The organism is Pseudochryseolinea flava, from assembly GCF_003286915.1.
Classification (GTDB): domain Bacteria; phylum Bacteroidota; class Bacteroidia; order Cytophagales; family Cyclobacteriaceae; genus Ohtaekwangia; species Ohtaekwangia flava.
In genome coordinates this window covers 356,833-377,861 of record NZ_QMFY01000004.1, presented here as the reverse complement: position 1 = coordinate 377,861, position 21,029 = coordinate 356,833, and the positions used below count along the sequence as shown (strand labels likewise).

General features: G+C 44.6%; 9 protein-coding genes and 1 riboswitch. Of the genes, 4 read left to right on the top strand and 5 right to left on the bottom strand.

All coding sequences use genetic code 11. From position 1 onward, the window contains the following. Positions 1-18 precede the first annotated feature (18 nt). Positions 19-2,145: a polyphosphate kinase 1 gene (gene ppk1 / locus DQQ10_RS10990; RefSeq protein WP_112746908.1), complete on the top strand. Its 2,127-nt coding sequence runs from the start codon at positions 19-21 to the stop codon at positions 2,143-2,145. 691 nt (positions 2,146-2,836) lie between these two features. On the opposite strand, the gene DQQ10_RS10980 is transcribed toward ppk1, so the two are convergent. From DQQ10_RS10980 to DQQ10_RS10965, 4 genes are all read right to left on the bottom strand, one after another. Beyond that, positions 2,837-3,787, bottom strand: a complete 951-nt coding sequence (locus DQQ10_RS10980; RefSeq protein ID WP_165823891.1) for a PorP/SprF family type IX secretion system membrane protein — start codon at positions 3,785-3,787, stop codon at positions 2,837-2,839. A gap of 9 nt (positions 3,788-3,796) precedes the next feature. Continuing rightward, positions 3,797-10,348: a T9SS type B sorting domain-containing protein gene (locus DQQ10_RS10975; RefSeq protein WP_112746905.1), complete on the bottom strand. Its 6,552-nt coding sequence runs from the start codon at positions 10,346-10,348 to the stop codon at positions 3,797-3,799. A 193-nt stretch (positions 10,349-10,541) separates the two neighbouring features. Further along, positions 10,542-13,796, bottom strand: a complete 3,255-nt coding sequence (locus DQQ10_RS10970; RefSeq protein ID WP_112746904.1) for an FG-GAP-like repeat-containing protein — start codon at positions 13,794-13,796, stop codon at positions 10,542-10,544. A gap of 48 nt (positions 13,797-13,844) precedes the next feature. Then, on the bottom strand, positions 13,845-15,155 hold the full coding sequence (locus DQQ10_RS10965) for a PorP/SprF family type IX secretion system membrane protein (protein ID WP_112746903.1): 1,311 nt from the start codon (positions 15,153-15,155) through the stop codon (positions 13,845-13,847). Between the two features lie 242 nt (positions 15,156-15,397). Here DQQ10_RS10965 and DQQ10_RS10960 point away from each other — a divergent pair, with 242 nt between their 5' ends. Beyond that, complete coding sequence (locus tag DQQ10_RS10960) at positions 15,398-16,207, top strand: outer membrane beta-barrel protein (RefSeq protein WP_165823890.1); 810 nt, start codon at positions 15,398-15,400, stop codon at positions 16,205-16,207. A 3-nt stretch (positions 16,208-16,210) separates the two neighbouring features. Here the strand turns inward: DQQ10_RS10960 and DQQ10_RS10955 are convergent, their stop codons facing one another. Further along, a complete protein-coding gene (locus DQQ10_RS10955; RefSeq protein ID WP_112746901.1) occupies positions 16,211-17,098 on the bottom strand; it encodes a Ppx/GppA phosphatase family protein in 888 nt (295 codons plus the stop codon). Between the two features lie 60 nt (positions 17,099-17,158). Further along, a riboswitch (SAM riboswitch) is annotated at positions 17,159-17,282 on the top strand. Positions 17,283-17,334: 52 nt separating this feature from the next. On the opposite strand from DQQ10_RS10955, the gene DQQ10_RS10950 reads away from it, so the two are divergent. Both DQQ10_RS10950 and metH read left to right on the top strand, forming a co-directional pair. Next, complete coding sequence (locus DQQ10_RS10950; RefSeq protein WP_112746900.1) at positions 17,335-18,333, top strand: homocysteine S-methyltransferase family protein; 999 nt, start codon at positions 17,335-17,337, stop codon at positions 18,331-18,333. Then, complete coding sequence (gene metH / locus DQQ10_RS10945; protein ID WP_112746899.1) at positions 18,326-21,001, top strand: methionine synthase; 2,676 nt, start codon at positions 18,326-18,328, stop codon at positions 20,999-21,001. The genes DQQ10_RS10950 and metH overlap by 8 nt, the downstream gene beginning before the upstream one ends. The last annotated feature ends 28 nt before the right edge of the window (positions 21,002-21,029 follow it).

The following is a 21,029-nucleotide window of genomic DNA, read 5'->3' as shown; positions in this document are numbered from 1 at the left end:
ATTTTTTAAACTTTTGACATGAGTGAGTCGTCTACTGTTTCTTCCGATCGCGTAGCCCATCAGATTGAGGGAAGCAATTACATCAGTCGTGATTTGAGTTGGATCAAGTTCAACTATCGGGTGCTGGATCAGGCCATGGTAGAAGAACGTTCTGTCTTCGATCGCTTGAAGTTCCTGTCCATTACGGCATCGAACCTGGATGAGTTTTGTACGATCCGCTTGGGAAGTTTGTACAACTACATCGACTACGGTAAGGAACGCTTCGATTATAACGGCCTTCGCGAAGAACCATTTCGTCGGTTGTTGATGGCTGAGGTTAAAAAATTTGTTGATGACCAAAACAATTGCTTTAAACAATTAAAGCCTCTTTTTCACGATAACGGTTTCAGCATTGCTACGTACGACGAGCTTTCGCTGGAAGATACGCAGCGGGTTAATGAGTATTTCAACAAGACCATTTTCCCGATGCTTACACCAATGGTCTTCGATAATTACCACACGTTTCCGATTCTGATGAACAACCGACTGTTGTTCGGTGTGGTGACGAAGAATCCAACGGATACTCAGAATCAATTCAAAGTTTCATTCATTCAAGTTCCGCAGAACCTTCCACGTTTTTACGAACTTGATAAAGATGATTTTATACAGTTTGTTCCGATCGACGAAATCATCCGGAATAATGTGCAGCAACTTTTTAGAAATGTTGAGATTGTAAGCACAAATCTTTTTAGGATTAATCGAAACGGAGATTTTACGCTCGAAGAAAGCGAAGATATTGAATCCAATTTCCTTGAAGACCTAAAACGGAAACTAAAGACGCGTCGCACTGGGCGTGTTGTACGTTTGGAGGTTGAGGAGAATCCAGATCCATGGATGATGCGATTGCTGAAGATCCAATGGGATCTTGACGATCATAATATTTTTTACGTTTCGAAGGACAGCATGCTCGATTTTACAGGCGTGCTTCAAATTATCGGGCATCAAGAATTCAAGAGTAAAAGGGCGCAACCTCAAACGCCGATTAAACCACTGAATTTCCCAGAGCAAGGTACGCGTGATTTGTTCGAGGTGTTGAAGGAGCGAGACATCTTGCTGCACCATCCGTATAATTCGATGGAGCCTGTGCTGGAGTTGCTCGAAAAGGCTGCAGATGATCCGTACGTACTTTCGATCAAAGTGACCATATATCGTGTGTCGCGCGATTCGCGCGTTACGAATGCGTTACTTCGCGCAGCTGAAAATGGAAAGCACGTTTCCGTACTATTTGAAGTTAAGGCCAGGTTCGACGAAGAAAACAACTTGCGCGAAGCGCAGCGTCTTCAAAAAGCAGGGTGCTTCGTGATATATGGTGTGAGTAGCTTGAAGACGCACACGAAACTGCTGCTCATTGTGCGTAAAGAAGAAGATGATAAAGTATATCGTTATGTTCATTTGTCAAGCGGGAACTACAACGAAACGACAGCACGCTTCTACGTCGACATTGGTTTGTTGACAACGAAGGAGATTTATGCGAATGATGTTTCTGAGTTCTTTAATGTAATTACGGGACATTCTCAGCCTTCAACTTATCGAAACTTGATTACTTCGCCACGTGATATGCGAATTCAGCTTTGTAATTTAGTTCGTCGTGAAGCAGAGCATGCGAAGAACGGAATTACGGCGGGTATTGTTGTAAAACTCAACTCTTTCCAAGATAAAGAACTCATTGATGAATTGTACGAAGCTTCTCGCGCTGGTGTACAGATCAAGTTGATTGTTCGTGGAATATGCTGTCTTCGTCCGGGCAGGCTAGGGGTGAGCGAAAATATCCAGGTTATTTCTATCGTTGGCGAATTTTTGGAGCATTCAAGAATATACTACTTCCACAACGGAGGTTCTCCGAAAGTGTACATCGGTAGCGCCGATGCCATGGTGAGAAGTTTTGATCGCCGGATCGAGTCTCTCTTTTTACTGGACGACGATTTTCTACGGAAGCAAGCTATCAATAACCTTCGCTATAATCTTCGTGATAACGTCAATGCCTATGTGATGCAAGAAGATGGTACCTACAAAAAACGCGATCGTAATGGTGATGAGCCATTCAACATTCACAAGGAATTTTTCCAGGTGACGCGTGAGGTGGTGATGGATGCGAGTCTGTTTTAGCGATCAGCCTTTGGCTTTTAGTTTTTGGGCCAGGTTCTCACTAATGGCTCTGTGCCTTAATCGTGCGATTGAATTTGTTAGCATTTTTCCTAGTATCTCTAGATTTCACTCAACGAATTATACAAGGCCTCATCTTTTAACGATTTCGTTTCGAATAAAACATTGGGATGATCCGTTGTGTCTAGCGTTGGGAAAGTTTCCAAACCTCTAAATTCGTAAAGCTCACAACGGGTAAAATTGGTTATTCTAAATAACCAACCAGGTATACCGAAACAAGCGATTGAATGTCAGAAAATCCGAAGCACAAGAGTCAAAAGCCAAATAATATTAGTGTCCGGAGAAAGTATTTTTATAGCGGCCGAAAAACCGGATCGCACTTACCTTATCAACTTTTTGAATGTTCTACTGAGTCTGCCTGATTCGTTCATGCATCAGCCTCTTCTTACTTTTCTTTTTGCTTCCCCAAATAGAAAAGTAACAAAAGAAAAAGGGGAAACTTAAACATGCTGCCCATCGCACATGCCGGGGCTCCCCCGCGTTTAAGTTGGGCCGCGCATACGATCTATCAAACGGATTTTCTCAAAACAAACCCCTGTTTTTTACGCACTTCAAAAACCATCGATTACTGATTAAAAGCGCGGGTTATTTTACCAAGCTAAGAATTCCCCGTACACTAGTAGCCAAAGACCACCTACCGATAGTTGTAGTACGATGGACATTCGGGATTTTTATGTACACCTCTAAAGATCGATCTAAAGTTGAGCATGAATTCATGAGATCCGTTTGAGAAGCGACTGATGTCAGATTGTGTCCAATCGTATGAGTAAGCAAAGTGAATCTTTTCAGAGATTTTTAAATCAAGAAACGTGATGAACGAGTCTCCGATCACATCACCGCTTCGCCATGCTAAACCAACACTGAGCAAATCATAGAAGATGAAAGCGTTGTTGATATCTAAACTTAATGGTTGACCTTCTTGAGAACGCAATAAGATCGACGGATTGAGTTTTACATTTCCGGCGCGGTCGAGCGGAAGGATTACCCCCGTGCGAAGCATGTAGTATCGTCTTTCGATCACTTCGGCAATAGCACTTTCGAAAGGTTGCTCATCCAATCTGTTGTTGAGAATAAATGGCACTGAGAATCCAACGAACCAGTTCTTTTTATTGTAATACAGACCTGCACCAAAGTTTGGTTTGAAATCGTTGATCGGTACGAAGCTAGCATCGCCGGGATCTTGGAGATTTAACTTGCTATAGTCGGCACCAATGAAATTAAATCCTGCCTGTAGTCCCATGGCCAGCGTGGCTTTCGGGAAATGAATCTTGTACGCATAGCTTGCGTACACGTTGTCGTTTCCGTAACTACCAATCTCATCGTGGTTAACCATCAGACCGACGCCGATTTTGTTTTTCATGAGCGCTACGTGAGAGCTAAATGAAAATGTGCGAGGCGCGCCTGGAAAGTTAACCCATTGGTTTCTGTACATCGCGGTGGCACTGAACTTCACATGCGCACCCGCATATGCAGGGTTAATGACAAGTTCATTGAAAAAGTATTGGGTAAACACCGGATACTGTTGAGCAGAACAGTATCCGGAGATAAGGACCAAGCAAAGTGTAAGTTTAAAAAATCGGGTCATGATCATTTTTTAGTTAACTATTTCGAGATAACCAGCTACAGGTTTCGAACCATCTTTCTTGTCGATAACATAGAAGTATGTTCCGTCTGGAAGGTTCGTACCTAATGGACTAATACCTTTGTTAGATACACCATCGAACAATACATCAGTGTTGTTATAGTTGTGCCCTTCAAAGACAAGTGTTCCTGCACGGTTGTATACTTTCACGACGTTCTTAGGGAAGTCGTCGATACAATCGATGTGGAAGTAATCGTTCTTGTTATCGCCATTTCTAGAGATACCATTGAACGGGTTGATGTCTGCCTCGAGTATAATAGAGCCAGTCGCTTTACAGTTTTCTAATGTAGAAACCGTAGCTGTATATAAACCTCCTGCGGCCTCGAACACAACAGGACCATTCTCAATCAGGATTTCAGGTGCTCCAATTGGATTTTTATTTCCATCAATCTCCTGGTATACCCATTCGATATTTCCGATTTCAATGTTGTTTGTTACAGTCAGGTAAATACTTCCGGTCTGGAGCATACATACAGTAGGATCCATATCCAGTACGAATTCAGGGTTTACCGTTTCAGTTGGTACAAACACAGTTTTCAAGGTAGAGCGACACAACGTGATTCGATTCGTAGCGACCACGGAATAGTAGCCTGTGTTCAAATACGTCAAGTCAACGTTGTCTGCAGAATCAGGAGGCGTGTTTTCCACCTGTCCGATAGACCAATCAAAGATGTAGTCAATTGTATTTTCACCATTTAAAACGCCTTCATCTGGAACAAAAGCTCTTACTGCGCCATTCGCAGGATTCTCGCCTGTGAGATCTGTCGGGTCGCAGATGGTATTTTTGGCAACCAATACAGCAACTGGATCTGGCGGTAACACCGGAACTCTTGGTACAGTTACCTGTGCAGTGCTATCACAACCCGTTACTAAGTTCGTGACAAACACGGTGTAGGTAAGATCGGTAAGGTTAGTCACCATCGCATTGTTACCATTCGGAATCATGTCAGCTGGGTTCGGAAGTGGTCTTTCAGGTAAAGCGCCTTCATACCATTCGAATTTGTAGTCAATCATTGCGCCATTGGTAACAGTCGCGAATGCAGAACCGTCTTGCTGAATCGGAATGTCATTACATACCGTAACTTCTCCTAACACACCGGCTTCAACTGTCGGACCTTTTGTGTCATTGATCAGCACAACTGTGGTTGTAGCAGCACATTGTGCATCTCTTCTATCAGTAGCCGTAAGTGTATAAGTAGTAGGTCCAGCGGCCGTTGTTACCAGGTAACTATCGGGATATGATGCCAACGGAGACGTCCAGTTAAAGATGTAGTGATGTTGCATAGACGGGAACACCGATGCATTCAACACACCATCCGGGGTGATACAGCTTGTAACGGGAGAACTTGTTGCTGTCACGACTACAGGCATTACGGTTTGTGGTAATGTATACTTTTCAGTGCGTGGGCAATTATTTGCCGTGTTGGTCACGCGAACGGTGTAGTCACCAGGATCCAGTGTTCGTACCGTTGCCAAGTTTGGATTAGCAATCGGACCAGAACCTGTCCACAAGAAGGTATATGTACCGCCGGCAGGAGCAGGGTCTACTGTTAAGTATCCCGCAAACTGTCCTGATACAGGATCATAAAGATCGAAATCAGGATCGCCAGGATTAAGGTCTTCAATTGACAAACATTTTGTCGGCGCACGGAATGCTGTAAGATTTACTGTAGGAGACACACGTCCGTCTTCAACGGTGACCAACATCAACGACGTTTTACATTGTGTGTAATCATTCGTCACTTGTACGTGATATCTGCCTTTGTTAATTGCTTCCAAGATATTCTCGGTGGCCAGATTCGAATCAACAATAGTAGGCGCAGCAACAGAGTCTAACCAAGTAACAGAATAGTTTGCTGGGTTATAAGCCAATGCCGGCGGTATTGTTCCGTTATCAGGAATTTCAGTTACTGTTGTCACTTCAATGCGGCCATCGAGAAGTACGCAATTGAGGCGCGGATCTTGATCCAATTCAGCGGTGATCGTCGCTGTGTTTTCTTCGACGAACACAGAACGGACATCAACGCAACCATTATCGGCAGTCATCCTGACGGTGTAAAAGTCTGTAGCCAAACTTCCCAACGAAGTACTTGCCGTTGATCCTCCAAGCGGCACATCGACTGAAAGGTTACCACGGAAATATTCGTAGCTGTAAGGGGCTGGACCGGTTTGCGTTGTTACTTGGATAGAACCATCGGCAGTACCTGAACAAATTGTGTTCGGCAGCGATGTTAAAGCGAACGTAGGTAATACGGTTTGATCTTCGATTGTCATTACATCGGTGAAGAAATCGCAATATCCATTTCCAGAAATATCCACCGCGCGAATGAAGTAGTCACCTACAGGAAGATTTGAGAATGTGAATAGGTCATCGTCCGTTCCTTTGGTGGGACCATTAATAACTTGTATTGGTGTAGCACCGCTGGTTGGCGTATAAAGTTCGAATCTGTAAGAATCTTCTGTTACGCCCGCGTTTTTAGCAATCAGTGTTGCTGTGATACTTCCGTTCGGAGTCACAGGTCCGTTAGTACATGCTGTCACGTTTACTGGAGCTACGGTCATTGAATCAGTATTCAACGCACGGAGGAAGTAGATCTTCGTTGCCTTACATCCATCAACTACGTTGTTAACATCAATGGTGTAATAGCCAGCAGGAACCGACGTGATGACATCAGACAATGGTGAGCCTGCATTTACTGTGACAGGTCCAATCTCTCTTTCAAGGGTTACTTTGTCGATAGGCGGTACTTGGCTCACAAGATCCGACCACCATTGAACGGTAAGCTCTGAATTTTTATTTACCGAAATCGCAGCACCGATCACACCTTTACGTTCGTTACAATCTTTTGGATAAGTAACTGTTGAAGGATCGATATTGATTGTAATTGCAGTCGTAAGATTTTGTACTTGAACGGTAACAGCTGGCGTCACGCATCCGGACAAAATGTGTGTAGCAAAAACCGTATAAGCGCCTGCTTTTACATCGGAAAGTACGTTGCCCGTTACGCCATTAATTTTTCTAGGATTGCTTACTAAAATGCCTGTATACCATGAGTAAGTATAATCGCTCACCGCGCCGCTTTGTGGTACTACAGTAACACCACCGTCGATAGGCTGACATTTTTCTTGGTGCTTAACTGTTGGCACGAGTGTAGTCACGCCTGATTTATTCAAAACGATTACAGTATCCATTGCCGAACAACCAGTTGCATCCTGTACTAACACCGTGTAAATATCAGCGACAAGATTATTGATGGTTGTTCCTGTGCCAACTTGATTAGCAGGGAGTGTATTCTGACCACGGAACCAAGTAATCGTAGTAGCACCGGTAGTTGTAGCCGTTACTGTAGCTGAACCTTTACCAGGTGTCGGTGTACAGGCGACGTGATTAACTTTTGTTAATGCCGTGATAGAAGGACCTGCAGCTTGTTTTACTTGCACGGTAGCAGTGCCCTCACACTTAGACGTTTTATCTTCTGCTTTAACGGTATAGAAACCAGCAGGAATTGGTGTGTATTCATGTCCTGTTGCGTCTGGCGTTGGTTTTACGGTATTACCGTTATACCAAGACCAATTGTAGTTGCCCGTATTATTGCTAACATGAGCAGACGCAGTTCCTGTTGAACCAGGAGCACAGTTAATCTCTGTGGCGGTTGCTGTAACCACTACAGGAGGGAAAGACTCTCCAACGGTTTCTGAATCGGCAGCAGGACAGCCTGTTGCTTTGTCGATTACAGTAACGGTGTAGTTACCCTTCGGAAGTGCGGCCAACGAATGGCTTACACCGATCACAGTCGTCTCACCACCTTTAGTCCATTGGTATGTGAACTTGCCTGTAGGTTCCGGAACACCGTCGCCATTTGTATCAACATTTACCTGAAGTTGACCATTGGGGTTTTTACAGTTTTCGTTATCTCTCAGTTTCACCACCGTAGCGACGACGTTCAAAGGTGTTTCATCAACAGTGATCACTTTCGAAGTGGTTTCGCAACCAATAGTTTTATGTCTAGCGAATACCGTGTAGTCTCCCGTAGGAAGATTGTTATACATGTGCCCGGTGTGATCAATCGCGCCAACAACATTTCCATCCGTCCAGAAGAAATCGAAATTGGTACTATCGCGGAAGCCACCTGCAAGCGGTACCCAAGCTCTTACGGCTCCATTGTCTACACTGGTGGCGCCGCATCGTTGATTACCACGGATTTTGATACCATCGATTGGTCCTAAACCAGGTGTTACCCTTACCATTCTAACGTTGTCGCCGTAATCACATTCAACAATGTTGGTGTTTGGCAATGAAATTGGTGTAGGGGTAGGTTTACCGGCATCATTTAATACAATGTATAAATCGAAGGCAGTACCAGGACCGGTGAAGTTGATACCGGAATTGATTGAGATTGAATCGCCAGGATTGAAGCTTGTTAAATCGTGGATGTATGTACCGAGAAGTGTTGCCCCAGCTTGAAGCGGATCACCATCATACATGGAAATTGGGAGCTTGCCGTCGATACCAATGTCACCAAGGTTTTTAAACTTGATTTTAATGTTGACGGTTGTGTTTGGACAGTTTCCGGCAGCGACTACGATGTCAACTTTCCCCGCATTATCAAAGGTACCCCATGAAAGGTTTGGTGTCGCGAATGAAGGACAGCCATAGTTGTCGAGGAATGGCGATTGGTTCAAGAACGAGTTCATCGGCTTCGTCGACTTGAACTTGCCGTCTTTACGACAGTCTACATTCTTAGCGTAGGTAAGGTGGTGTAGCTGTTGGTTGCGTGGAATCGTCAGGTTGTCATTAACGTTTACTACGAAGTAACCGTGCTGGTTCCAGACTTTACGCGCGGGCACCCATGGAAGGTTTGCGGATTCAAATACGCGAACCTCGGCGTCGTCCCAGATCTTGTGATTTCTTCCTACGACCGTTTCATCAATGGCACAAGTGACACAAATTTCAGTTGATCCGTCGCCGTCCATGTCTACTACTATCGGATACTCATTTGAAGTTCGCGATTTACAAGCTTGTTGCGTGCGTGTAACTGATCCATTAGGAGCCGTCGTGAGGATATAAATGTAATCTTCATCGCGATACACAATTTCAGAGTTGCCGTCTGCATCAAAGTCGAACATTGTACATCCAGTGAAACCAGATGTCTCTTCAACTACATTCTCACGCCAGAGTTGTGTGAAAGTAGATCCCGTTGCATTCGTTTTTAACGCGTACATATACTGTCCTGACACGTACACGGCATTCATCAACGTATCGCCATCAATGTCTGCAATGTTGATACGACCAGCACCGTTTTTCCACCCGTTCTTGTAATCACCAGTCCCGATTTTATCGATAAAGGTTTGGAGTTGATCATTGCGCACATCCCAAAAGAAAATGGTTGTGTTATCATCATAGTTGTCTTTTGAGCCCACGGCCAACACGTCGAGGTAGCCATCTTGGTCGAAGTCGGCAATACTTGTACTACTACCAGACGATTCTTTCGTTCTAATTTTGTACTCAGTTCTTTCCTTTGCCATCGTGATCGTTGCAGTCATAGCAGGACGATTGATGTTCACGGTATAAATTCGACATCCTGCAATAAGCTCAAGGTTGTTATTCGTAATATTCAGTGCCGCGTCCATGTCGACGGCCAACGACTGGCTTGTATTTTTTGCTCTCGACGTGGATGCTTTATTGTCAATGTCATTTTCACCCATGAACTTGCCGGTATGGGCGTCATAAATTTGGGTCCTGAAGTAAATTTCTATTTTACCATCATGATCGAAATCGGCAAGTCCAGCGGTTCCAGGATAACCCCAGTGGCTAATTGTCCAGAGTTCGTTCCCCGCGCAGTCGTATGCAATTGTCTTATAAGGACTTTTAGTGAGCACAAAAAATTCAGCGCAGCCATCACCATTGATGTCGGCCATCGCAATATCTTCATATGTTACAATCTGATTCTTTGCAAACAGATCGATTTCTTTTTCGGTGGTGAGTATTGTACCGGAAGCTGGCGCTTGTAGGATGTTGATAGAACTTGCGGTAGGCGTACCATTGTCATCGAGGGTAGCAACGGACCGGCGTGTAGTGACGATTTCCGGAACACCGTCTTTGTCAACATCACCAACGATGAGCCTATTAATGTGATTTGCCTTGTTTGGTTCAGATTTGAACTTCAGTTTCATAGCGAAAGGAGGGAACTCCATAGGAGGCAGGGAACATTCGTCGAGTGTTCCAAGGAAGAATCCATCGCATTCGTCAGTTAGTATAGTCTCCTTATCATAGCAGTCGATGAAATTGTCGCCGTCATTGTCGATGTTGTCACCAGGAATTTCGCAACCCTTAGGATGACCGTTTGGATCTTTTAATCCGTCACAATCGCCATCCAAACAATCGACTAGACCATCGCCGTCATCGTCAAAGTTGTTATTACATTTTGCCTTGGTGTTTTCTTGGCTGTAAGCCTGCCCAGCAACGAGCGCCAAAAAAGCGAACAGGATCAGTAACCTTTTCATACGTTTAATCTTTAGTCTATCTTCTTAAAAGCCGCATTACACAATCACCTGCTAAAATGCGGCTTACCAACGGTATATTTTCGATCGTATCATTCTGTAACCTTGTCATGTAAGTTTTCCCTATCAATTGTTTGCTTATTGGTAACGTTATCGATAAGGTGTCAAAAAGTACCGACCGGCTGCAGGTGCAAAATTATCTAATTAACGTGATACTCCCGGTTCTCGGAGAATTTTCCTCTCCCTCACATCGTATCACATAAAAGTATACACCGTCTGGTAAATCCTTGCCATTAAACTTGCCGTCCCAATCGTTGGCATAGGGCTTAGCGTCAAATACCTTCACGCCTTTATCATCATAAATCGTAACGGCACATTGTGGAAAGTCAGTAATGTTTTCGACCAACCAAACATCGTTCGGGCCACTGTTATTCGGCGAAAAGAAATTCTTTGGACCTAGTTTATTCACAATGGCCTCGCCAAAAACTGTCAGTGTAATTGTTGCCGTACCGATACAGCCATTCTGATCAAGGCCGCTCACGGTATATTCCGTAGTCTTGATTGGCTGTGCCACGGGATTAGGAATGTTAGACGCGGTTAAGGTTTCACTTGGCGTCCATGTGTAGTCGAGAAGTCCATCTGCATTGAGTTGGGACGTTTCCCCCTCGTTGATTTTTGCCGGCTCGGCGGTAAGAATGATGTTCGCGGCTGGTATTTTTACAATGGGTGTGCTTTGCGCTGTAAGTACGCAGCCATTAGCGGCCTTTGCTGTAACTTTGAAAATACCATCATCGCCAACGGTAGTAGAGAACCCAGTATCGCCATTGCTCCATACAGGATCGACAAATGTATTGGCGATCGTCAAAGTGATGGTTTCTCCAGAACAAATTTTGTAGTCTGGTGCCGTCGTCGAGATGGTCATCGTAGGCGCGTCGGTAATCTCGATCGTATGGGTATCTGCGGCTGGACAAGCGCCGGCAAAAGAAACCTTGAGCGTTACCGTGTATCCTGCGTTTGAATTGTTGTAGATGTGTGTCGGATTTTGAATGCTTGCGGTCTGCGAATCACCGAAGGTCCATTCGTAATCGGGGTCACCAACGTTATTCGTCGTTGTGAACGATACCTCTTGACCTTCACAGGCAGATGCTGGCGCCGTGATCGCCGCAACTGGTGGTTTTACCACGTTGATGACTACAGGCGCTGTTTCGACTTCTTTACCTACGCACGATGCACTTGTAACTTTTACGGTATATGATCCCGATTGTGAACTCACTGATGTTACATCGTGACTCGCGTCTGTATCGGCAATGTTAGCACCGTCTTTTTTCCATTGATAGTTAAATCCGGTAGAAGGAAATACAGTTAACGTTTTTGCTGGATCGCCTTCGCATAAATTATTTGAACCAGGATAGCCAACGGTAAAGGTCGGAAAGCTCGAAGCTTTAACAACAACGGTTTTTCGTGTAGCAACACACGTACCCACGGTGATAAAGACTTCATAAGTACCGGCGTTCTTCAATTCAAAGTTATCGAGCTCGACTGTAGCACCTTCTTTCGCGAAACCGTCTGGGCCTGTCCATGAATACTTAGTGGCCGATGTCGGTGATGCCTTTAACGTAAGTTTGCCTCCCTCACACAATGGGTTAGGGTCAGCAACTGCGGTGAACGTCGCAGCGGACGCTGCACCTACGGTGATGTCAACTTGGTTTGACTCAAGACTACATCCTGTTGCCGGTGTAGAAGCACATGTACTTCCTTCGGCCAATATTTTCACAGAATAAACGCCCGTACCTGTGCCAGCGGTGACATCAAATGTATATTGATTGAGCCCACATGAAACCTGCACGCCATTTTTGAGCCATTGGTAATAAGAACCTTTACTTGCTGTGGCGGTAAGTTTGTAAGGTAGAAGGTTAGCACAGATTGCGATAGGTGTTCGCTCCGGGTTGATCTTGGGAAGGACGCAAGACTTATTTCTCAAGATAGAAACTTTTGATGCAGGCGTACCCGGTTTATCAACACTACAAAAGCTAATCTCTGGTTTTCCATCGCCATCTAAATCACCAACGCGCATTTCGCGGGTAATAAATGTTACCGATTTTTCTACCGTTGTAAAAGAGACGTTGCCCGCTGAACTTTGATTGCTTGAAATCGAAATCTTAGTGTTTGTTGTCGATGAACTAACGATATCAACAAGACCGTCGCCATCTACATCGCCAACATCGAAGCCCCACACACCAGTTTGTACAGGGAGGTCAGCTTTTTTCACGATCGAAATAGCACCACCAACGGTTGCTGTTGTGTTGAGATACACCGCGATCTGTCCGGTAAGTACACGCGAGACAATCACATCCGGTTTACGGTCATTGTCAACATCGGCGATTTTCATTTCAAAGACTACGTCTGGAATGGCTAACTTCGTAAATGGATCGAAGCTGATGTTGCCGGGAGTACTCTTGTTTACGCTGATGTGGATCGCGTTGGTAGAAGAACCAAATTGACTTACTGCAATGTCGGGAAAATGATCGCCGTTAAGATCTTTTATGGCAATCGCGTCTGCAGATACTGATTCATTTACCGTAAGCGTCACCGGGCTTTCCATTACGATTGGTCCGTTGCTAATGTTCTTAAGGATGACAATCTTTCCGCCGCCAGGATTAACTTTTTGATCGGTCACAATGATTTCAGGTTTCCCATCGCGATCGAGATCGGCAATTTCAATTTTACCAGCCAATTGGCCTGTGAGCTTTATTTCTTGGTGTGTGAAATTCATGGCCCCATTATTTTGCAGGATGAAAATACGCGTGTCGCTTACAGCTGTGGTTCCTTCTGTAGCCACGAGATCAGGTCGACCATCACCGTTCAGGTCTCCACATTTTATTTGAAGTGTTGCGAAGTTTACGTTCTCTTCAGACTTTGAGAAATTAATGCTGCCAACACCGGTGCTGGTGTTTTGCAGAATGGAAATGTTGGTGTTAGCACGATTGGCTGCCGCGATATCAACGCGACCATCTGTATTCAGGTCGCATAAGCAATGATCATAGAGTCCGTCGGCTGCGTTAAAATCTTGTTGTGGACCAAGTCTGGTCACATCAAATGGACTGACGCCGCTAAAGCTCAACAGAAATTGTGGGCTGCTATATCCAGTAAGTTTGTTTGGTATGTGCGTTACGGAAATATTATCGTGTGTGCTGCCTGGCGGAACAGCGACTTCTAGTAACTGATCCGTGACGGTTTTTACGACACCTTTTTGTGCGCCAAAGTGTACCTCAACATCGCCGATAACGCTGCCGAAGTTACTTCCCTTTAAAGTGATGATGTCTTCCATGGGACCGCTCACTTTGTCGACCGCTACGATCTCAGGTTTTTGAGCCAAAGCTGATCCGGGAGCCATGGCGAATGCTGCTAGGATAAGTAGCACGTAGAGCAATATGTTCCGGTACTTTTTCATTGTGTTATAAATTCAGGTAGACATCAAAAACGTAACCTGGATGTACTTTTATTTCTCAGTATTAATCACCGTCAAGACTTTTGCATCTTTCAACTTCGTGAAGTTTTTCAAGTTCTTCACCTCTTCATTCGCATCGCTTGCCTTCGTTGTCTCTAACACGTGTACGTAATATTTTTTGTCTTTTTCATGGTAGAATACATCCGCGTTGAACTTCTGTTCGATCAATTTTTTCTTGTAAGTGTCTGCCTGACTGAAGTCACCGAATGAACGGATCACCACGTAGTACTTCTTCTTTTTAACCTCTTCGCGTGTAATATTATCAGGGTCTTCGATATCTTCTTGGAAGCGCGCGGTATGTCGTGTTTCAGCTGTCGACTGAATTTGTGACCGCAGAAGCGGCGCCGCTTTCTTAAAGCGTTTCTTCTGACCGATTTTCAGTCCAATGATCACGTCGTGCGTTCCATTAGAGAATCCGGTTTCGGGTTGCGTATTGGGTTCGTAAGAATATCCAAAGGTGAACTTGTTGATATTAATCCCAAAGTTGCCCGTGAATCCATAAGGCATCTTGTAGGAAGCACCAAGCCAAAAGTTCTGAGAAAGATTAAATTTGCCCAGTACTTCAAACTGACTATTACCGAGTGCTGAGTACTTGTAGTTAAGATAAAACTCAAGCGGAGCAATGGATTCTTTCGTTTTAACACGCGAGCGCATGCCGCCCTTTCTTCGGTTTACAATTTTGCCTTCTACTTTTCGCTTGTAGTAGGCCGTAATGAAAATGTTATCAAAAGGGGACACGCCCGTACTGCCGAAGCTTTGTGTGCTATTGAATTTCGGTGTGAACAACTGCGGCAGCGAAATACCAAGGTTTAAACCAGAAGCAGAACGTAGGAGCATTCCGAAGTTCGCCACAGGCTGAATATTGCTATTCAAATATTCTGCAATGGCAGGATCATCCGGGTCATCAACTTTGTTGAGGTCGATCGTGTTGGATATTGCGCCGCCGGAAAGGCCAAAGAATAAGAATGTTTTCTGCGATAGTCCTATGCCGTAGCAATAGGTTGCTGAGAAATCGGTGGTGTTTAACACGCCGCGTGAGTAGTTTGAGAAACGTACACCGTATCCCGCGCGCGTATCGTTGATCAATGAATTATAAGATAATCCGGTTAGCATCGGCGCGCCTTCGATTCCCATCCACTGTTGACGGTGCATGATGTATAGTGAGGCATTTTCTGTTGCGGCTTCAGCAGGATTGTATAGAAAAGGGTTTACATAGAAACTGTTATAGACGGCATAATTCTGCGCCAATGCACCGGCACAGCATGAGAGGGTGAGGATAATGGAATAAAAAAAATACCGCATTAACGTATTAATATTGGCAAAAGCATTAAAGTCACTCTAAAAAAATCAGGCTGTTCACCTGTTTCATGCCATGAAATCTGTTTGCCTTCGGTGAATTGTATCAGTTTAAAAAGTACGTTTACAGTAAACTCACGAATATACAGCGTTTTTTTCGTTTAATTGGTATGTTGTTGGCGGTAACTTGCTGAAAACCTTTTAATTTTGAAAGATTTTTTATTCCAAGGTATAACCAAAAAGTTTGCGTGAAAGCAAAGATAACAGGCCTGATCATATTGATTAGTTTACTTGCCAGTGTTTCTGAAGCACAGGTTTTAATTGGTCCCATCGCCGGTGGCAATTTTTCGTGGACCTCTTTTGGAGACAAGGACTTCAAAGATGATTTCAAAGTTTCGCCCGTATTCGGATGGCACGCAGGGGGGCACGTCTCATTTCGTGTGAGAAAACGTTTCTTTCTCCATACGTCGCTCATCTATTCGACCAAGGGTAAAGACATGGAGGGAAAAAGTGAGCTCTTTGATGACTTGACGCTAAAAATGCGCTATAAGTATATCGAAATGCCTATCGTTTACACGGTGAACTTTCGTGGTACAATAAACAAGAAGCCTTTTAAATATTTTCTTGGGATTGGTCCCAATGTGAGTTACTGGCTTGGCGGTAAAGGAACCATTGTAAATACTGACACGCATGAGTTCGCAGAAAACGGACCTGAAGTAGACTTCAAGATTAGTTTTAAGGGTGATCCCGTCGAAACAGCGGATGATGAAATGGTTGTTGAAAAGCCAACCCGCATTCAGTTGGGCTTGAACTTCACAACTGGATTTGTGTTTGAACCTGCCCGCGATCGTGAAATGGTGCTCACGTTCCGTTATGAGCTCGGACACAGCTACCTCAGTAGAGAAAGCAATGGTGTATTCGGACAATACATTACTTACTACGAAGATAACCTCAAGACCCGTAACATGGGTTTAAGAGTATCGCTTGCTTACATGATCGACCTTAAAGTTGACCAGCGTAAAAAGGGTAAAACAACTTTTGATAAGAAGAAATTCTAGGAATTATTTCGCTTTCGTTTTTCCTTTGTTTTTCTCGTAGAGGTGAAGCATGATACCATCCTTTAGCCCAACCTCGGGTACGAGTATGCTTGATGCATGCGCCCACTCCATCACCTGCATATAGATATTGCTTGCGGGAATAATCACATCTGCGCGATCTGGGTTCATCTGCAGTTTATAGATACGATCTTGAATGGAATATCCTTCGACCATGTCTCGAATCTGCTTTACTTTTCGAAGCGACATAGTCTTCCCTGCTTTCGTCTGAGCGAGTTCAAAGATCTTGCTAATGTTACCACCGGTACCGACAGCGGTTACTTTTCCATAGGATTTTTTTACATTTTCTTTCACCCAATCTTCCATGTCTTTCCAACTCGCAGGTGAATCAATTTGCTCCAGCACACGAACGGAACCAATCTTGAAGGATTGCGTTTTAATTTTATTTCCGGCGTAGTACAAGTTTAATTCTGTGCTACCACCACCTACGTCGATGTGTAGGTACGTCTTATCTGTTAAGAAAGAACTGATGGCATTGTTGATAAGCTCGGCCTCTCTGTTTCCATCGATGATGTGGATGGTCACACCAAATTCTTTTTGAATCGTTTTTGCAAGCTCAGCGCCATTTTCAGATTCACGCATCGCCGATGTTGCGCAAAACATGTAGTCGTCGACTTCGTAGAGATCAATCAAGAGCTTGTAGGCTTTCATCAGCTTGATGAATTTGTCTGCACTTTTGTGACTGATCCTTCCTTCGGTGAACACGTCGTGCCCTAGTCGCAAGGGAAAACGAACGTACTCTAGTTTTTTAAACAAAACATTCGGGCCTTCCAGCACCGTTGACACTTGAAAACGTATGGCGTTTGAGCCAATGTCTATCGCAGCTAGCTTCATGAGTTCGCAAATTTAAGCTATTGCCTTTTTATTTTAAGTGGTTATTGTTTTTCTTTGCACAGCTTATCCAGAAAGACCGAGGGTTTGGGCCCAGTGACGTCTTAGCATCCTACCTGGTTTCGATTGCATTGCGACTTGGTGTTGTGCTAAATCCCATCCCGACTTGTGCGGGAGAAGATAAGCGACCCACCATATAGGGCTCTCTGGAAAAGCACAACTCAAGCAAAGGAGGGCCAATGAATATCCAAGATATTTTGAAAGAACGCATCCTCGTGATTGACGGGGCTATGGGTACGATGATTCAGCGCTACAAACTCGAGGAAGAAGATTTTCGTGGTGAGAGGTTTAAAAATCATCAACATCCGTTAAAAGGTAACAACGATATATTATCGATCACTCGGCCCGACGTTATCAAGGCTATCCATGAGCAGTATTTGGAAGCGGGGGCTGATATACTCGAGACTAACACGTTTAGCGGTACAACTATCGCGCAAGCCGATTATCACTTGGAGGATGCCGTTTATGATATTAACTATCAGTCTGCGAAAATTGCACGCGAGGTAGCCGATGAGTTCACCAAGCGCGAACCACATAAGCCTCGCTTCGTAGCCGGTGCGATGGGCCCTACAAACAAAACGGCATCGCTGTCTCCGGATGTAAACAATCCAGGATATCGTGCGATTACCTTCGATGAACTCGCAATCGCTTTCAAACAACAAGCAAAAGCACTACTCGACGGAGGCGCCGATATTTTATTGCTGGAAACAATTATTGATACGCTTAACGTGAAGGCTGCGCTATTTGCCATTCAGGAACTTTTTGAAGAGATCGGAAGGGAAGTACCGGTGATGGTATCGGGAACAATTACCGATGCCAGTGGAAGAACGCTGTCGGGACAAACCACGGAAGCTTTCTTAGTGTCGGTATCGCATGTCCCGTTATTGAGTATCGGTCTGAATTGCGCGTTAGGGGCAAGTGCACTGCGCCCGTACTTGCAGGTGCTCAATGAAAAATCTCCATTCTTTGTCAGTGCTTATCCGAATGCGGGGCTGCCAAACGAGTTTGGACAGTATGATCAAACGGCAATTGAGATGGGGGAACAAGTTGAAGAATTTCTTCGTGAAGGGCTCGTGAATATCCTTGGCGGATGTTGTGGCACTACGCCAGATCACATTCGTCGTATTGCAGATCTTGCAAAAAAATATAAACCAAGGGAAGTACTCGCACATGCATAGTTTTCTACAGTTAAGTGGTCTCGAAGCGGTAACGATCACACCCAGCTCCAATTTTGTAAATATAGGTGAACGTACGAACGTAACCGGGTCGGCACGTTTCCTCAAACTTATCAAAGAAGATAAATTTGAAGAAGCACTTGAAGTTGCACTTGATCAAGTACGTGGTGGCGCACAGGTCATCGATGTGAACATGGATGAAGGTATGCTCGATTCGAAGCTTGCCATGGTGAAGTATTTAAACCTCATGGCTTCGGAGCCGGAGATCGCTAAAATTCCGGTGATGATTGATTCATCTAATTGGGATGTGATTGAAGCTGGACTAAAGTGTCTTCAGGGAAAAGGTATCGTAAACTCGATCAGCTTAAAAAGTGGCGAGCCTGAATTTATTAGACAAGCGAAGTTGGTGAAGCGCTACGGCGCTGCTGTCGTAGTGATGGCTTTCGACGAGCAAGGTCAAGCCGATACGTATGATAGGAGAATTTCAATTTGCCAGCGTGCATACAATATACTCGTGCACGACCTCAAGTTTCTACCACAGGATATTATTTTCGATCCTAACATATTTCCTGTAGCCACGGGGATTGAAGAGCATAGAAATTATGCGTTGGACTTTTTTGCCGCTACGAAATGGATTCGCACCAACCTCCCGCATGCACATGTGAGTGGTGGTGTTAGTAACGTGTCTTTCAGCTTCCGTGGGAATCAAAAGGTACGCGAGGCGATGCACGCGGCGTTCCTCTATCATGCTATTCAACATGGCATGGATATGGGCATTGTGAATCCAACCATGCTCGAGGTATACGACGAAATCGATAAAGAACTTCTTGTGCGTGTTGAAGATGTGTTGTTGAACAGACGCGATGACGCAACGGAACGTCTACTGGAATTTGCCGAAACGGTAAAAGGCGCAGCGAAAAAGAAAGAACAGGATGACGAATGGCGTAAAGGCAGTGTAGAAGAACGCCTGACGCATGCACTCGTAAAAGGCATTATTGACTTTATCGATCAAGATACAGAAGAAGCTCGTCAGAAGTATGGACGACCATTGCTCGTTATTGAAGGTCCTTTGATGGGCGGAATGAACGTCGTGGGTGATCTTTTCGGTGCCGGAAAAATGTTCTTGCCTCAGGTCGTGAAAAGCGCACGCGTGATGAAAAAATCCGTAGCCTATCTCACCCCTTACTTGGAAGAGGAGAAACGGCTTAGTGGATCCACGCAGCAAAGTGCGGCTAAAGTTTTGATGGCAACCGTGAAGGGTGATGTACACGATATCGGTAAAAATATTGTCGGTGTGGTCCTTGCTTGTAACAACTACGAAGTGGTTGATCTTGGCGTGATGGTGCCAACCGAAAAAATACTTGAAGCTGCGAAGCGTGAAAATGTTGATGTCATTGGCCTTAGCGGTTTGATTACACCATCGCTGGATGAGATGGTGCACGTTGCAAAAGAGATGCAACGTCAAAAAATGGAATTGCCTTTGCTTATCGGAGGCGCAACGACGTCACGTATTCATACGGCGGTGAAAATAGATCCTGTTTATGACGGCCCCGTAGTGCATGTTTTGGATGCATCTCGCTCGGTGCCGGTCACAAGCGAACTCATTAACAGACGTACACGCGATGATTTTAAAACACGCCTGAAGAAGGAGTATCAACAGCTTCGCGTAGATCATGAAAATAGAAAGGGAACAAAGAATTACATCACGCTTGAAGAGGCGCGTAAGAATAAAACGGCGATCGATTGGTCCACGACCACATATTACAAACCAAAGTTCACGGGCAGGAAAGAACTGATCAATTATCCATTAGAAGAGATCAGACCGTACATCGACTGGACACCATTCTTTCAAACATGGATGTTAGCAGGTCGTTATCCTGGTATATTGAAAGATTCTGTTGTTGGTGCAGAAGCTCAAAAGCTTTACAACGATGCCAATAAAATGCTTGATGAGATTATCCGTGATAAAAGTCTTCAAGCCAATGCGGTGCTTGCGTTTTTCCCAGCGACTTCTAAACTAGATGATGTGGTATTGCGGAGAGATGATTCTAGTGAAGCGGAATTGGCAACGGTTCATTTCCTTCGTCAGCAAAATAAAAAAGCGCAAGGACTACCAAATTTTTGTCTTTCCGATTTGATATCACCGGAAGCAGGCAAAGATTACTTGGGGATGTTTGCCGTTACAGCGGGCATCGGTTTGGAAAAGTTAATTGAGAAGCATCAGGCGAATCACGACGACTACTCGGATATCATGGCGAAGGCGATTGCTGATAGACTCGCGGAAGCATTCGCAGAATTGCTTCATGAAAAAGTTAGACGTGATTATTGGGGTTATGCATCCGAAGAACATTTGTCGAATGATGAATTGATTGATGAAGCGTATGCGGGTATACGACCAGCGCCAGGCTATCCTGCGTGTCCGGATCATACCGAGAAGAAATTACTTTTCGAACTCCTCGACGCAGGTAAAACCGGAATCATATTGACGGAATCATATGCGATGTATCCAGCGGCAGCGGTAAGTGGATATTACTTCTCGCATCCATCATCCAAATACTTCGGCCTCGGCAAGATTGAAAAAGATCAAGTTGAAGATTACGCTAAGCGCAAAGGAATGACAGTCGAGGAGATAGAAAAGTGGCTAGCGCCGAATTTGAGTTATGATGTTTGAGTGTGTTGAGGTGTTGACGTGTTGGTGT

What these genes read in the sequence shown, in the direction of transcription:
- DQQ10_RS10965 (WP_112746903.1), bottom strand. Translation starts at nt 15,155, where the DNA reads ATGCGGTATTTTTTTTATTCCATTATCCTCACCCTCTCATGCTGTGCC.
- DQQ10_RS10955 (WP_112746901.1), bottom strand. Translation starts at nt 17,098, where the DNA reads ATGAAGCTAGCTGCGATAGACATTGGCTCAAACGCCATACGTTTTCAA.
- ppk1 (WP_112746908.1), top strand. Translation starts at nt 19, where the DNA reads ATGAGTGAGTCGTCTACTGTTTCTTCCGATCGCGTAGCCCATCAGATT.
- DQQ10_RS10975 (WP_112746905.1), bottom strand. Translation starts at nt 10,348, where the DNA reads ATGAAAAGGTTACTGATCCTGTTCGCTTTTTTGGCGCTCGTTGCTGGG.
- metH (WP_112746899.1), top strand. Translation starts at nt 18,326, where the DNA reads ATGCATAGTTTTCTACAGTTAAGTGGTCTCGAAGCGGTAACGATCACA.
- DQQ10_RS10950 (WP_112746900.1), top strand. Translation starts at nt 17,335, where the DNA reads ATGAATATCCAAGATATTTTGAAAGAACGCATCCTCGTGATTGACGGG.
- DQQ10_RS10970 (WP_112746904.1), bottom strand. Translation starts at nt 13,796, where the DNA reads ATGAAAAAGTACCGGAACATATTGCTCTACGTGCTACTTATCCTAGCA.
- DQQ10_RS10980 (WP_165823891.1), bottom strand. Translation starts at nt 3,787, where the DNA reads ATGACCCGATTTTTTAAACTTACACTTTGCTTGGTCCTTATCTCCGGA.